Source organism: Cyclobacterium sp. 1_MG-2023 (assembly GCF_030546805.1).
GTDB lineage: Bacteria > Bacteroidota > Bacteroidia > Cytophagales > Cyclobacteriaceae > Cyclobacterium.
In genome coordinates this window covers 1-15,090 of record NZ_JAUOPC010000024.1, presented here as the reverse complement: position 1 = coordinate 15,090, position 15,090 = coordinate 1, and the positions used below count along the sequence as shown (strand labels likewise).

At 39.1% G+C, this 15,090-nt stretch carries 12 protein-coding genes and 2 tRNA genes; 8 read left to right on the top strand and 6 right to left on the bottom strand.

Translation table 11 applies throughout. The features are described 5' to 3' along the window. Positions 1 to 406: 406 nt before the first annotated feature. The 5 genes from Q4534_RS23085 to Q4534_RS23065 all read left to right on the top strand — a co-directional run bounded on the left by Q4534_RS23085 (position 407) and on the right by Q4534_RS23065 (position 4,160). Positions 407 to 1,375 carry a YHYH protein gene (locus Q4534_RS23085; protein WP_303615524.1) on the top strand — a complete coding sequence of 323 codons (969 nt, stop codon included), beginning with the start codon at positions 407 to 409 and terminating at the stop codon, positions 1,373 to 1,375. 13 nt (positions 1,376 to 1,388) lie between these two features. Continuing rightward, the gene (locus tag Q4534_RS23080) at positions 1,389 to 2,030 is read left to right on the top strand and encodes a hypothetical protein (RefSeq protein WP_303615523.1); all 642 of its coding nucleotides are present in this window, start codon (positions 1,389 to 1,391) and stop codon (positions 2,028 to 2,030) included. Positions 2,031 to 2,168: 138 nt separating this feature from the next. After that, a complete protein-coding gene (locus Q4534_RS23075; RefSeq protein WP_303615522.1) occupies positions 2,169 to 2,939 on the top strand; it encodes a YHYH protein in 771 nt (256 codons plus the stop codon). Continuing rightward, complete coding sequence (locus Q4534_RS23070; RefSeq protein WP_303615521.1) at positions 2,939 to 3,511, top strand: toxin-antitoxin system YwqK family antitoxin; 573 nt, start codon at positions 2,939 to 2,941, stop codon at positions 3,509 to 3,511. The genes Q4534_RS23075 and Q4534_RS23070 overlap by 1 nt, the downstream gene beginning before the upstream one ends. Beyond that, positions 3,498 to 4,160 (top strand): SCO family protein, encoded by a 663-nt coding sequence (locus Q4534_RS23065; RefSeq protein WP_303615520.1) that lies wholly within the window; start codon positions 3,498 to 3,500, stop codon positions 4,158 to 4,160. Before Q4534_RS23070 ends, Q4534_RS23065 begins: the two co-directional genes overlap by 14 nt. A 364-nt stretch (positions 4,161 to 4,524) precedes the next feature. Here the strand turns inward: Q4534_RS23065 and Q4534_RS23060 are convergent, their stop codons facing one another. The 4 genes from Q4534_RS23060 to Q4534_RS23045 all read right to left on the bottom strand — a co-directional run bounded on the left by Q4534_RS23060 (position 4,525) and on the right by Q4534_RS23045 (position 8,999). Continuing rightward, complete coding sequence (locus Q4534_RS23060; RefSeq protein WP_303615519.1) at positions 4,525 to 6,909, bottom strand: DUF2309 domain-containing protein; 2,385 nt, start codon at positions 6,907 to 6,909, stop codon at positions 4,525 to 4,527. Continuing rightward, on the bottom strand, positions 6,906 to 8,393 hold the full coding sequence (locus Q4534_RS23055) for a proton-conducting transporter membrane subunit (RefSeq protein WP_303615518.1): 1,488 nt from the start codon (positions 8,391 to 8,393) through the stop codon (positions 6,906 to 6,908). Before Q4534_RS23055 ends, Q4534_RS23060 begins: the two co-directional genes overlap by 4 nt. A gap of 73 nt (positions 8,394 to 8,466) precedes the next feature. Continuing rightward, positions 8,467 to 8,661, bottom strand: a complete 195-nt coding sequence (locus tag Q4534_RS23050) for a hypothetical protein (protein WP_303615517.1) — start codon at positions 8,659 to 8,661, stop codon at positions 8,467 to 8,469. A gap of 29 nt (positions 8,662 to 8,690) precedes the next feature. Next, entirely contained in the window at positions 8,691 to 8,999 is a 309-nt protein-coding gene (locus tag Q4534_RS23045) for a hypothetical protein (protein ID WP_303615516.1), read from the bottom strand. A gap of 116 nt (positions 9,000 to 9,115) precedes the next feature. Between Q4534_RS23045 and Q4534_RS23040 the strand changes: the two genes are divergently transcribed. Then, a complete protein-coding gene (locus tag Q4534_RS23040; protein WP_303615515.1) occupies positions 9,116 to 10,039 on the top strand; it encodes a LysR family transcriptional regulator in 924 nt (307 codons plus the stop codon). A 96-nt stretch (positions 10,040 to 10,135) separates the two neighbouring features. On the opposite strand, the gene Q4534_RS23035 is transcribed toward Q4534_RS23040, so the two are convergent. Then, positions 10,136 to 11,716, bottom strand: a complete 1,581-nt coding sequence (locus Q4534_RS23035) for a metallophosphoesterase family protein (protein ID WP_303615514.1) — start codon at positions 11,714 to 11,716, stop codon at positions 10,136 to 10,138. Between the two features lie 344 nt (positions 11,717 to 12,060). Between Q4534_RS23035 and Q4534_RS23030 the strand changes: the two genes are divergently transcribed. Beyond that, entirely contained in the window at positions 12,061 to 14,322 is a 2,262-nt protein-coding gene (locus Q4534_RS23030; protein WP_303615513.1) for an alpha-L-fucosidase, read from the top strand. Positions 14,323 to 14,499: 177 nt separating this feature from the next. Here the strand turns inward: Q4534_RS23030 and Q4534_RS23025 are convergent. Then, positions 14,500 to 14,573: transfer RNA gene (locus Q4534_RS23025), tRNA-Asn, on the bottom strand. A gap of 396 nt (positions 14,574 to 14,969) precedes the next feature. Here Q4534_RS23025 and Q4534_RS23020 point away from each other — a divergent pair. Next, a tRNA-Pro gene (locus tag Q4534_RS23020) sits at positions 14,970 to 15,043 on the top strand. Positions 15,044 to 15,090 lie beyond the last annotated feature (47 nt).

The following is a 15,090-nucleotide window of genomic DNA, read 5'->3' as shown; positions in this document are numbered from 1 at the left end:
TCCCGATTTTGGCGGTATTGTTGCCTTTTTTTCTGCAATAATGCTGACAAAATCTCAACGGAAGACGCTACCCATGGATGCTTTTTCCCTAGTCAGAAATTCCGAAAATACGAATCCTCATTTCCAACTAACACCAATCGAAATCCCCACACATCCCACTCATTATCAGCACTCTGATAAATTTTTAATTTAGGTTTTTAAAGGATTAATTGGTATATTAACTATGAATTTTTTAAATCAATTTATTTTTGGTTATAAATTAACTTTATAGGAAAAACATTTATTAATTTTTCTCCACCCTTCCAATTATCCAGGGTTTCAACAAATTATTTCACAGGGTCCGAGGGAATAAAAACTGGTTTACGTCTATACAAGTACAAATCCAAAGGCTTTAAACAGAATAATTATGGTGAATTTAAGATTAAGCTTCCTGATCATAGGAGCATTGGCGATTTTTTCTTCTTGCGACAACAACGATGACGAACAGGACATTGTGAATTCAAACGGGGTGGTGTTAGAAGTAGTTGCCTCTAATTTCATTGATGGTACCACGGTAACTACTATACCATGTACATTATCCGATGGTACAGAAACGGATTGTTACCAAATAGTAACTACAAGTACCGCTTCAGATCATCAAATGGGGCCATGGTGTCCCAGCAATATCGCTGATGGAGAAGAGGCTGGCGGGATTTGGCTGGAAAGTGGGCAGGTTTATGATGTTGATGGTGAGTTCATTGAGAACTTAGCTTCCTTTTACAATGACGACACTTGGATGATGTATGACGCCAATGGGGATATTTACATTACCAATACGGAAGAAGATTGTATCAATGCAGCCAATCCCAATGTAGGTGCCGAATATCAAAATTTTTGTGTAGAATGTTTACCTTCCTATATCACTGACCTGTCACAAACTTGGGTGATACCTGTTACTCCGGTGAAACAAAGCAGTTCAAGTAATTTTGCTATGGGGGGAGGTCCTTTTGGCGCTACCGGGCCAACTGTCAGGGGAATTGCCTTTAATGGAATTGAATTTTCTGCAGCTGCCCCTACCGATGCCATTCTTTCAGCCTATACCTTGGCACCTTTTGACGATGCTGGTGGACATATCAATGTACACCAAGGCTACCATTACCATGCAGCTACGGGCATTAGTACTGAGGTTTCACAGGTAGACGGACATGCTCCCATGATTGGCTATGCCATGGATGGACACAGCATTCACACCCAGCTCAATGAGGACGGTGAAGAACCTACCGATCTTGACGAATGTAGGGGCCACTACGATGAAACAAGAGGATATCATTATCATGTAGATGCTGCCGGTAACAACAATTTCATCAACTGCTTGGCCGGGGCTTACGTAAATTAAAATTAGAGAAAAAATGATTAGATGGATTGCAAGTTTCATATTACTTATCTGGGCAGGGATGGCACAGGCTCACCAACCAGCTATATCTTCAATAATTTTAGCCGAAAAGGCAGATCATAGTTGGGTTCTTCAAGTAAGGTCTCCCTTGACCTCCTTTGAATATGTGATCAAACAAAATTATGGAGAAAACGCATTCGCTACGGCAGATGAGTTTAAGGAATTGGTCATTAATTATTTAAAAGAAAACATTGCCATTCAATTCAATGGGGATGCAGATTTATTGCTCCAAAAAGGAGCGGTACAATTAGGCCATGAAACCAATGTTTTTTTTCAGGTTGAAGGAGTGCCCGAAATCATGGAATCGCTTGAAGTAAATAACCCTAGTTTTAAGGGAATCAATCGAAATCAAAGCATATTTATGGTGCTTAGTGAAGGGATGACCAATAACCAATTCATTCTAAACAACGAAAACCAACATTCTGCAAGCCTACGTCTGGAAGGGTCTGCGTTTGTGCCCCAGGAGTCAAATTTAATCTTGGGCCTTTTTCAGCAAACAACAATTCCTTCTGGTTTGCAATATTGGATAAGCGGAATTCTACTGGTTGTATTGATAGTATTTTACTTAAAGCAGAAAAAACTACTCCCTATAAATTAAAAGCGCAGGAAATTAAACTTTATCCTAGTAAACATGTCTAAAACATGAGCAGACTTAATTGGGAAGCCCAAATTAATGCTTTTATCATTACCCATTTTAGTCAGGTATTTTCTCATGCTTTAAACAAATTAAAATCACATGGTGACTTTTATAAAAAAATCAATTCCTGTTTCTCTTTTTATCTTGGGATTCATCATGGCCTGTTCCAGTGAGATGGAAGAAATGGAGGAAATGGAAAAAGAAGTAAACACAGCAACATATGACATTAGTCCTATCTTGGATAAATTTGAGGGTACTGGCCTTTCTTATGAAATTGCCGGTGATTTTGTGATTTTTACTACTCAGGACCTACCTAACCATACAAGTCCTTACTGGCCTGCCGGCAATGCATTATATAGCGAATACACCGGCAGTAACCCTAGTTACCGTAAAAATCCCAATACAATTGCTCCGCAAAATATTGTTTTTACCATCCCCCTATATCCATCAGAGGCAACAGTTAAGGAAGCTACACCTCTTGGTGCCATTGGCATTTCCAGAAATGGGGTGGTTTTTTACAATCAATACGCCGGACCTGACCTCCCACTAACCACTGAGATCAATTCATTTGATCAATGGCTCGGCCACCCGCAAGGGACCGGACAATACCATTACCATATAGAACCTGTATACCTGACAAATGAATTTGGTAAAGATGCGTTTTTAGGACTTTTGGCAGATGGCCTCCCCGTATACGGGCCGGTGGAAGGGGATCATATCGTTACCAATGATGACCTTGATGCTTTCCATGGACACTTTTCGGAAACCACAGATTTTCCGGAGGGCATTTACCATTACCATATTACTAGCGAAGACCCTTACCTCAATGGTAGCGGATATTTTGGCACCCCCGGTAATATCACAAGATAATGCGTTTTAAAATTTCACCTGCCATTTTGTTCCTTTTGTGGTTCTGCTGTTTGACTTCCTGTAGGGAGGAAAAAGTGCGGCTAGACGCTTCCGATCCTCAATTGCATCTGAAAAATGGGCAACTCTTTTACAAAGACGATTTGTTTAGTGGACAACTCAGCGCCTCCTATGCGGACGGAAGTCAGCAGTCCCTTGTTCAATACAGCAAGGGAAGAAAGGAAGGAGAAGAAAAACAGTTGTATCCGGATGGAACCTTGGCTATTTCAAGGAGCTATTCCAAAGGGCATAAAGTAGGCATCCATAAGGCCTGGTGGCCGAATGGAAACCTGAAATTTGAATACCATTTCAATAACAATGGGCAATACAATGGAAGGATAACTGAATGGTACTCCTCCGGACAAAAATTCATGGCTTTCAATTATGTGAATGGAAAAGAAAGTGGCAGCCAGAAACTCTGGCAAGAAGATGGGCGGATAAAAGCCAATTATGTTGTTCAAAATGGAGAACGTTTTGGGCTTATTGGGCTAAAAAAATGCAATCCGGTAGAAGCGAAAAACGATGAGATCAATTAAAATCAATAGCTTATCCTTTTTACTAATCCTTGGAATGGGGCTTTCATGCAAAGAAGCAAAAGTAAAAACAAGTGAAAATACGGCCATAGAAAAAACCGGGTTGCCCTATTTCAATGCAGCAGATTTCACACCTGATTGGGACACAAAAGTGCACCGTATTCCCTCCTTTTCTTTCTTAAATCAAAATGGTGACACCATTACCAATGCAACCTATGCAGGGAAAAATTATGTGGCCAATTTCTTTTTTACCATTTGCCCGGGTATTTGTCCAAAATTAACAGCCAATATGGGTCTCTTGCAGGAAGCCTATAACCATGACCCTGACCTTATGCTGCTATCTCATTCAGTGATGCCCTGGAATGACAGCGTACCTGTATTAAAAAAATATGCCTTAGAAAATGATATAGAGGACTCCAAGTGGAACCTGGTCACCGGTCCAAAAGAGGCCATATATGATATTGCCAGAAACGGCTATTTCGCAGATGAGAATTTCACAAAAACGCAGGACCCTGAAAACTTTATCCATACCGAAAACTTTATTCTGGTAGATAAAGAAGGTTATATTAGGGGCGTATATAACGGAACGCTGGAACTGGATTTGGAGCGGTTAAAAAGGCATATTAAAATTTTAAAGGAGGAATCAAATTAAGTCTTCTTTCCACATTTGAATCATCAAATTATTGGCAAAAAAACGGGATAAAAGAGATAGCTTAGCTATTTAAAATTAATGCAATGAAGTTCTTATAATCCCCCTACTAATCGTATGGATTTTACCTAAAATAATTCTTTTTATTCACTGTTAATTTCCGATAAAAAATCTTTTTATCGGAATTACTTCATTTCATTTTTTATAGCACTGTGTTAATAACAGAAATCGGAAACTTAACTTTTTACAGAAATCCTGAATATCCACATAAAATTAAGAAAGCATTCGCTTATCATTTAGCGTTAACCACAGTATAAAATGAGTATGACCATTAACATGAAAATGGTCATACTCACTCATTTCCTATTTAAACTGCAAGTTCTGTTAAAGTTGATGCATGAAAGGTTTTTTGGGTACCACTATATTTCGTACGTGAAGCAACCTCCCATTTTAAACTGTTTTTGTACTTAAATACTTTATTTTTCTGCTCAGGATCCATCACCAAAAGGTAAATCCACTCGTTGTCAAGAAGTGATTTCAGGTGATTGTTTCTTTCCAAGATATCTGCTACCCGATTGATGGGAGCTTGAATGGTCACGGTCAATCGCAAAGGCTGATGATACATGTCATTATCGGAACTGTACAAAGATTGAAGCGGAAGCCCAATTTTGAGGTCTCCCCCATTCCCTTGTACCACACCAAATTTGCCTGTGATATTGTGAGTGATTTTAGAACCTCCTCCGTAAGCATTGTTATCCACTGTAGAAAAGTAGTAGTGGCTATTGATCCACTGGGTCACCACCATGGGCCCCTGCATGATGCTTTCCAAGGCTTTTCCGGTAGTATCCAATTCCCAATCATAAGAATGAAGGAAGCAACGACTGTCTAGGTTCGTGTTTTTGGTCAATTCTCGCCGACCCACAATAAAGCCAGCATTTTTGGCTAGGCCCCATTCCGGACGTGTTTCCCCCCAATTGTTTGCTTTTTCTTGGGCCTTAGAAAGACTATCCCCATTGGTACCAAGTCTGTTTTTTGTGGCACTTTGCTGTGCTTTCCAAAGGTTAACCTTCAAATCCTCTATAAGCATTTGATGTGTCTCTGGTGCTTCCGAGTCAAACAATACAATCTCATCTGTTGTAGTATTGTGCTCTGCCCCTAAGAATAACGTATTCTCTGGAATAAAAACCTCGTGAATTTCAGCCAAAGCCTTTCTTACATGCAACAAATTAGCCAGCTTAGCTAGCATTCGTGCATTGTGTCTTCCGGGACTTGCTGCACAGGCCCCACAATCTAAACTCGAACCAAAAGGGTTATTAGCAGAATGACTTCCATGTCCTACAAATAAGACCAAAGGGGCAAATTCTTTCCAGCCCATCAGGTCAAAGGCTGATTTAACTATGGACACTTTTTCTTCCAAAGAAACATTAGGAAGATCCGTGGTCTTTTGAGTTATATTCATGATATCAGGTTGGCAAATGGCTTCCATCTGAGAAAGGTTCTTCTGTTTCTTTCTGTAAATTGACCCAGGGATTATTGTTCTCGCCAATAGCGACAACCCATAAAAGACACCTGATCCCTCGACATACCCAAAAGCTGAAGGCAGCATATTTTTCATCCGTTTGAGAAAATAATCCCAAAATCCCATGCGCTCGTTTTTCTTTTCATAGGATAGAAACTGTCCTTTTTTGTCCACTTGTGCCGACTCCGAAACCGTATAAGCAGAAGCCACAATGGGCGGACAAGATTTTCTCGAAATGCCATCCTCCAAACTTTGGTAATCCATGGCTATACCGAAAAAACCAGCATAACCAAAAGTTTCATAATTTCCTGCGGACTCTACATGTCGTCGGATTAATTCAGACCGGGTATCAATACAAAACACCATCTGAGCATCTGCGAGAGCCGGTTCCCCCTTAAATTGGGTAATATTAGCACCATTCTCCAAGCTTATGACCAATTGATTTTGCCAACTTTGCTCCCAGGCTTTAAGCCATATGTATTGAAGCTTAAGTAGAAAAGAGTCCGAATGAGCTTCATTTCCTTCCGGTAAAATGGGTACATTCATTTTTTTGGAAATCCATAATCGTACAGCTAAATAATCCATCAAATTAATCGGAAATTCTTGCTGCCAATCAGAATTGGATTCCGTACGGTGTTTGATATAGCCCGTCCATCCGGGAAGTGCTGCCATTTGGTGGCTAAATATCTCTACATAATCACTTTCAGGTAATTCGCTTAACAATTGATTCAATGCTGCCGCGCTCGTTTTTGGAATTTCTTTCAATGAAGTAGCCCCTAGCTCTGAATCGTAGATAACTAACAGTCTCCATGCAGTATAAAAACCTTCACTTTTATATGGCATTTCCCATTCTGCAAGTCCTTCATCCATAAAGGCGGACAACCATTTTACCATTAAACGATCCACATTATGGGTCCCATTCACTTCTTCGTCGGCTTGGTGCCCCTCCAACAATTTGAGGTATTTTTCCGGGCATTCGGATAAACCATTTTCTTTTAAAAGATGCACCAGAACCTTCAAATCAATATCTTCCTTTTCCAATGCCTGACGATAAATATGAGCTGCCGGAAATGCATTGGCATTGAATTGTTTATGGGCTGAACTAACAGCATCCAAAAAAGTCGCTTTTTCATATCCTGACAGAGGATTTGAAGCAACGAAAGTGTACAAAGGCCAGGTTTTGCCTATTACTTCTGCGGCTTTATCAATACTGCTTAATAGATACTGGTTCATATTGATTTTGATTTATACATTAGAACTGATTTTTTATTCGGTTGAGACAAATTCATCAATTTGACATAAACCCAAGGGAACTTTTTATAAACCCCAAGTTTCATAATGAAAAAGCCGATTAGAAAAATCGCACCAAAAATGATTTGTGTCGATGTCAGTGGTAAAGGCTCCGAAACCTTAGCCATACCCGCCATAAGTACGGTTACGCCATTGTAAATCAAGGCGTAAATACCTATTCCCACCATAAAAAGTAGTGGCGGCACTACTATTTTCTGCATTATGGAAAGACTTTGCTCCTTCACTATATTGTAAGTTGCCTGACCTACTGTAATGGCCACAATGATCGTTAGCAACAAGCCACTATTTAGCAAGAGTCCTTTTCCGGTCCAGCTTGCAAACAGATAAGCTCCCAGCCCTCCAAACAATAAAACAACTACTCCTTGCAATGGTCGGATTCTTAATGGTTTTGGCCGCTCAGGTTTTGTCTGTGCTATTTCTTCTCCGGAGGACAAAAACAGGTATGCCTTATAGAACCCATGTAGAATTAAATGAACCACTGCGGCATTAAAGAACCCCAAGCCGCATTGCATGATCATGAAACCCATTTGGGCAATGGTAGAGCAGCCTAACTTTTGCTTGACATTGACTTGCAGCAATTTTGTAAACTGAGCAATAATGGCAGTAAATCCTCCGATGACAAACAGAATGCTAAAGGTATTGGAGGCAAACAATAAGCCGGCAAAGAGGGTCAACAAAATTCCTGCTCCATTAACAAAGCCGGCGTGCATAAGTGCTGAGGCAGGTGTTGGGGCTGTCATTGCTGAAAGCAACCAACGGTGAAATGGATACATTGCGGACTGAACAACAGCAGCTGCAATAATACTAAGCGCAGATGGTATTAAAATATATAAGGGTAATCCACTGACAGCTGTTGAAAGCCCACTTACTGTAAATTGCCCGCTAAAGAAAGCCAATATCAGAAGCCCTATGGCTAAAAAAAAGGTACCTGTAATAAAGTACCTTAAAGTAAATTTAGAAGCTTCACGTGCTTCTCCCCATGCTTTGTCAATGCCAATCAATTGAGACATAAAAACCCCCATGATCCACCAACTAAAAATCAAAAGGAAAACATGGTTGGCCATGACAAGAAGCATAACTGCCAAAGTAAACCCAAGGCAAAGCCACATAAATCTGGCATGATATTTAAAACCTGTCAGGTAATTGCTTGCATAACTACAAACAATACTACTAAAAATAGTTACCGTAGTCCATATTAAAATTGTAAAACCATTGATCCTGAAGATACCAGCCCAATTCCACTCAGGAATATTAGGGTAATTGAAAACAAGAAATATGGCGTTTCCGAGAAACAGGGACCAATTTATAATGGTGACCAATGGAACAGCAATTGACTTCTTTGCGTCAATCGTTTTGTCCATGCCATTTTGTATAGAGGATAAATGCGCGTTTGTTTGAGGTATCATAATATTTTTTATTGATTTTTATTTTCATTTCCCGCTCACTTTACGATGCAGGAATCACCACATCCAAATATGCTTATGCCTTTTTTTTAGGAAAAGATTCCTTTGGATCAGTAGTGATTACTGCCAGAATTTTATGACCATAACCTATCCCAAGAATATAAATGCAGGGTAAAACCTGGTTGGAGAAAATGTATTCATTGTATTGAGATATTGCGATCAAGATGCCGGATACTGCCAAGCCTACAATTGCTGATTTTGAAAATTCCATATTCGAGTTGCAAAGCATTTAGTTAGACTTTATTTCGCTATGGTAATTTCTAGAATACCGTTGATCCTTACATTTAAACCTAGGGCTCTTCTATTATTGATAAACTCTCTGGCAATCCCTTTTTCTTTTTCCAATTCCAAAATTCTCCCATCCAGTTGCTCTGTCTTGGACTTGTGATCCCCTTCCCAAACCTGGAGTCTTTGTATTTTGTGAAAGTTGATTTTTTCATCAATCAAAGCCATCAATACATGCGCGGCTTCCGAAGGAGTAAACTCTCCTTTTACCAATTGGATTGTTTGCGTTGTCTTTTCTAATTGAGCACTTTCTTTGGCGTCCATTTTATCTAAAATTTTAAAGGTTTAAACAATATTATTTCCATTTGACAGCACAAAGATTAGCTATTAAAATCATTAATTTTTATTTATATTTGTTATGATATACATTAAATATATTTATGAATTACACCTTACACCAGCTTCAAATTTTTCTTAAAATAACTGATTTACAGAGCATTACTAAGGCTTCAGAAGCATTGCATTTGACTCAACCAGCAGTTTCTATTCAGCTAAAAAATTTTCAAGATCAATTTCCTATCCCACTTACGGAGGTAGTCGGAAGACAGCTTTATATCACTGACTTCGGAATGGAGATCGCAAATGCTGCAGAGAAAATCCTTAACGAGGTGTATGCCATAAATTATAAAACCCTTGCCTACAAAGGGCAACTTTCCGGTCGATTAAAAATCTCTATTGTTTCTACCGGAAAATATGTCATGCCCTATTTTTTATCAGGATTTATAAAGCAAAACAAGGGTGTTGATTTGACAATGGATGTGACGAATAAGTCAAGTGTTTTGGAAAGTCTGGAATTGAACGAGGTCGATTTCGCCTTAGTATCTGTACTCCCTAAAAAACTTAAGATCAATAAAATAGCCTTAATGGAAAACAAGCTATACTATGTCTCAAGTAGCAACTTGGAAATAAAAAAAAGCATACCTAAGAAAAAGCTATTTGAAGAAATGCCGTTGATATTTAGAGAACAAGGCTCCGCAACACGTAACGCCATGGAGACCTTTGTAGCGAAAAATGGCTATTCGGCCCGAAAAAAAATGGAATTAACTTCCAACGAAGCCGTTAAACAAGCTGTAATATCAGGTTTGGGCTGCTCTATAATGCCCCTTATAGGCATTAGAAGTGAGTTAAGCAATAAGGACTTACAAATCATCCCTGTCAAAGGTTTACCATTGAGTACAGAGTGGAACTTAATATGGCTAAAGTCAAAAAAATTATCACCTGTTGCCTTGGCATATATTGAATTCTTGAACAATGAAAAAATGCAAATAATTGACGAGAAATTTTCTTGGGTTAGCGCCTTTTAAATCGGTAATATTAAAGACCTGACATGCCCTTTTTTCCAGTCAATTATTTACAGGTGAGACAAATGGAATCTATTGATTATGAACTAAGGCTTATCTTTACTTTTCTGTTTCGAAAACCTTAACCTCAGACCAATCACTCCAATTTAGGTTTTGATCCCGATAGCGAACCCGCCAATAATAGGTAGTATTGGGGTTCAATCGTTCCGTTTTTTCATCGGTTAAGTCATCATCTTTTTGTCGGTTTTCTTTATAGTACCAGTTTTCAAATTGTTGCCAACTCTCAAATTCTAATTTTCCGAAATCCTTTGATTTTGACATCTGCCAATGGGAGGCTGCGTGAAAGGTGCCTGAATAATCGCTTTTAAATGGTCCTGCTTTCAAAATGGCACCCGTTATAGAAACCCCAGATTCATCAGGTGAAAGGGCTGTAGGTGTATTTGGCTTGCGTTCCTTTCTCCAAACCGTAATGCTATCCCTCAATTCATTTTCTCTATGCTCAATGGTGTTGCCACGACTGATACGTTTCATGGTAAATTTTGGATCATTTCTATCACCATCGACTGACACCATAACAAATCCGTACTCATCTTGCGTAACGGTAAACTCATCGTAATCCCTACCTTCAAATTCGCCCCAATTGTCAATTGCGCCACCCGCGGAAGCAACATTTACCCAAAGATGTTTGTGGTCTCTTGATTGCCCTCTTGAGTAGCCATGTGTATGCCCAAAAAAGTGAATGCTAGGCTTTCCGGTTTTGGTTGAAAACTGTTCCAATTCTTTTACAATTTTCCCTGTAAAATCTTCTTCACCGGGAATCCAAAGCTCTGATTTAAAAGGATGATGTAATTGCGCAAAAACGAAATCAATTTTATCGTCTTTCTCAGTGTCTGCAAGTAATTCTTTTAACCAATCAAGTTGTTCAGATAAATTCCTGTAACCATCATTAGAATCCAAACCAATTACACGTGTGTTGCCATAGTCTTTGTACCACCAATGCTCTGCATAGGCTGGAGTACCATTCTCGGGTAAACTAAAATATTTAAAGTAATACACCGAATTTCTTTCATGATTCCCGGGCACAGGATATACTGGAACTTCAGAAAACAATTTCTCCGCCGGGTTAAAAAAATGATCCTTCCATTGGTGAAATACAGATCCCCTTTGAACCAAGTCTCCAGGTATAAGTACCATTGCCAGGTTGTCAGGCAAAGATCCACCAAACTCTTTTTCTAGATAGCCAATAACCCCTTCATTCAATACTTCACTGAATTTATCAGGTTGATTATAGTCATATTGCATATCACTCATTGCCACTATCCTAAAATCTTCCCCGTCATTCGAGAAAGGTGGTGTTTTAAATTGAAAAACATCTGACAGCGCATCTCCGGTCCGTACCCGATAATAATATTCTGTGAAGCGTTCTAAACCTTTGATCTTAACAGTATGAACGCGTACATCGTCAAAATTGATGGCTTCAGATGTACCTTTTGCTTTATTACCTAGACTGGGACTAGTACCCCACTCTACAATACTTTCTTCTCCTTCTGATGTTTGCCACATTACTATGGCAGAATTGGGCTCTACATCTTGTAGATAGGGTTTAATGTCTATTTCCTGAGCTATGGATTGATAGCTAAAGCAGGCCAATAGGAAGGCTAAAAAAACTTTTAACTGCATTTTCATTTGTTTTATAGATGTACTTATTTTATAATCATATTGAGCACCAACTCCCTACCATTCAAATCAATACACATTCCCTATCATTCATACGATAGTCAATATTTTTCTGCAAATTTAATATGCTCCTGTTCTTCTGGTTTCTCCCACTTTCCCTACGCCCTTGATAAATTCGTTCGTTTCGTATTATGAAAGTGAGGGGATGTACTCCGAAAATCCAAGGTAGAAAAATATTATTTACCTCCCAAGGAATCAAACCTAATATAAGATCAAACCCCTTAAAGAAAAATAAATTTTTTTATTATGTTTGACTTTTTAAATAAAAAAATAACCTAACCTCCATTATGAAATTACCCTTAACCTTACAGAAGCCGACGCAATTACTATTAGGCCTCTGCCTGCTTCTGTCTTTTTCCTGCAGTCCTTCTGATGATGGTCTTTTACTGGAACCTAAATCTACTTATAGCATCGACAATGACGACACCAAAGACAGTATCCGTATCAAGGCAGCCCATGTAATCCCCACAGAAAACCAATACAATGCACTCAAAGATGAATTCATTGCTTTTGTTCACTTTGGTCCGAATACGTTCACAGCCAAAGAATGGGGTTCCGGCATGGAGGATCCTACTGTATTTGATTTAAAAGAACTTGATACCGACCAATGGTGTAAAGCGATGAAAGCTGCCGGCATGACCAAGGTGATCTTTACGGCCAAACATCATGATGGCTTTGTTTTATGGCAATCAAGATATACCTCACACGGCCTGATGTCTACCGGTTTTAGAAATGGCAAAGGTGATGTACTGAAAGACCTTGCTGCCTCTTGCGAAAAATATGGTCTTGACCTTGGAGTATACCTGTCCCCCGCCGATTTGTACCAGATCGAAAACCCTACAGGCCTGTATGGAAATCTCAGCAAAAAAACGAAAAGAACCATCCCCAGAGCTGTAAAAGGAAGACCATTTGAAAATAAAACTACTTTCGAATTCGAAGTAGATGATTACAATGAATACTTCCTAAACCAACTTTTTGAATTACTAACAGAATATGGCCCTATAAAAGAGGTCTGGTTTGACGGTGCCCACCCTAAAAGAAAAGGTGGCCAGACATATGATTACTCTTCTTGGAAAACCCTAATCAGAAAACTGGCTCCTGAGGCTGTGATTTTTGGCAGACAAGACATCAGGTGGTGTGGCAACGAATCCGGACAAACCCGAGAAATAGAATGGAATGTCATCCCTTATCAGGAAAACCCCAATCAGATGAACCGCTTTGCAGACATCACGGGAGAAGATGTTGCCAGTTTGGAAAAATTATCCAAAGCCAATTATTTACATTACCAACCTGCCGAGACGAATACCTCCATAAGAGAAGGTTGGTTTTACCGAAACGATAACGAACAAGGAGTTAGAAGTGCTGATGACGTTTTTGACATGTATGAAAGAGCTGTTGGAGGTAACTCAATCTTTCTGCTTAATATCCCTCCCAACACCCAGGGCATTTTTCCTGAAAGAGATGTAAAAGTGCTTGAGGAAGTAGGAAAGCGAATAAGAAATACCTACAGTAAAGATTTACTAATGGGTGCCCAAGGACCTAAAGAAGTGCTGGACAATGATGACCAAAGCTATCTTTTACTAGACCAGTCCAAATCATTTGAAATAAGCTTGAAAGCCTCTGAAAAGATTAATCGATTAATCATTCAAGAAGCCATCAGGTCTCATGGTGAGCGAGTGGCAGCCTTCTCTTTGGAAGCTTTACTTGATGATGAATGGAAAGAAATAGCCCATGGTTACAATATAGGCTATAAAAATATCCTCCGATTTCCAGAAGTTAGTACAAACAAACTTCGGATTACAGTAGATGAAGAAAGGTATATTCCGGCCATCAATAAAGTGGCAGCTTACTATTACGAAACACGTCCTCCACAATTAAACATAGAAAGAAGTCTAAAAGGCATGGTTAATATTGAGCCCAAAAAAGTAGATTTTGGCTGGAAAACCTATGAGCAAGATATCGCTGGAAGCCTGAACAAAGACCTAAGCATTAGGTACACCCTAGACGGTACTGAGCCAAACACCGAATCTAGGCTATATGAAGGGCCTTTTCAATTGAAAAATGGAGAAGTAAAAGCTACGGCATTTGGTAAAAATGATCGTGGTGCCATAGCTAAAGCCCTCTTTGGCGCTATTAAAGCCAACTGGAAAATTGTAGGCGCAAGTTCTTCTGAAAATGATCATGAAGCCTCCAAAGCAATTGACGGCAATAAAGAAACTTATTATAAGGCAAAGGGAAGTGAAAATGGTGGACAACAGCTTACGGTAGACTTAGGTACCTCGCTCACGATAACAGGTTTTACCTATTTGCCACCTTCAGCAGACAAAGAAGGGATGATAGCCTTAGGAAATATTTATTATAGCTCAGATGGATCTAACTGGAAACTTTTGGAGCGTTTTGAATTTGGAAACCTAATCAACGACCCCACCTTGAGAAGGCATGACTTCAAAAAGCCTATAGAAACCAGGTTTGTAAAACTTGAAGCCAAAAGAATTGCCGGAGGGCATGGTTTTGCTGCAATAGCCGAACTTGGACTATTGGTAAAATAGGCAGTCATACATTAGACTACCAATCTGAAAATAGCAGTGAGAAAATTTTCCACTGCTATTTTTTTTTACACTATTATAGCTTTGGAAAAAGCTTTTGCCCGAACTGAAAGAATATAAGATATAGACAAAAAACTGATCCATAATAAAAAAAGCCAACACTTTCTGTGTTGGCTTTTGCTCCTCCTCTTGGGCTCGAACCAAGGACCCTCTGATTAACAGTCAGATGCTCTAACCAACTGAGCTAAGGAGGAATTTGCTTTTCTTTTTAGGCCTTTGCCTTAATTGAGATGCAAACATAACAGGTAAGTTATTTTTTTCCAAATATGAGATGATGGTTTTTTTAATTTATTTTTGAAAAAAATAAATCCTCATTCAGAATCAACCACTTATAGAAATAAAAATTTTCATCATTCACCCTACTTTTTCTTGTCTAACTTTAAATCTAATTCTAAAAGTTATTTTTGAATCGAATCTCTTTTAATTAATTGAAAATAGATTAAATTTGCCTTTCCTTTTAAAGCAATAAAAGGATTCTTAAGAGTAATCTCGGGGTGTGGCGCAGCTCGGTAGCGTATCCTGACAAAGGTCAGGAGGGTCACCAGTTGAGACTTCGAATAAAAAAGAAATAGTAGAAATTAAATAATTCTCGGGGTGTGGCGCAGCTCGGTAGCGTACTTGCATGGGGTGCAAGGGGTCGCAGGTTCAAATCCTGTCACCCCGACGAGAAGCCAGGCTGGTTTAATCCGGTCTGGCATTTTTTATGAACTA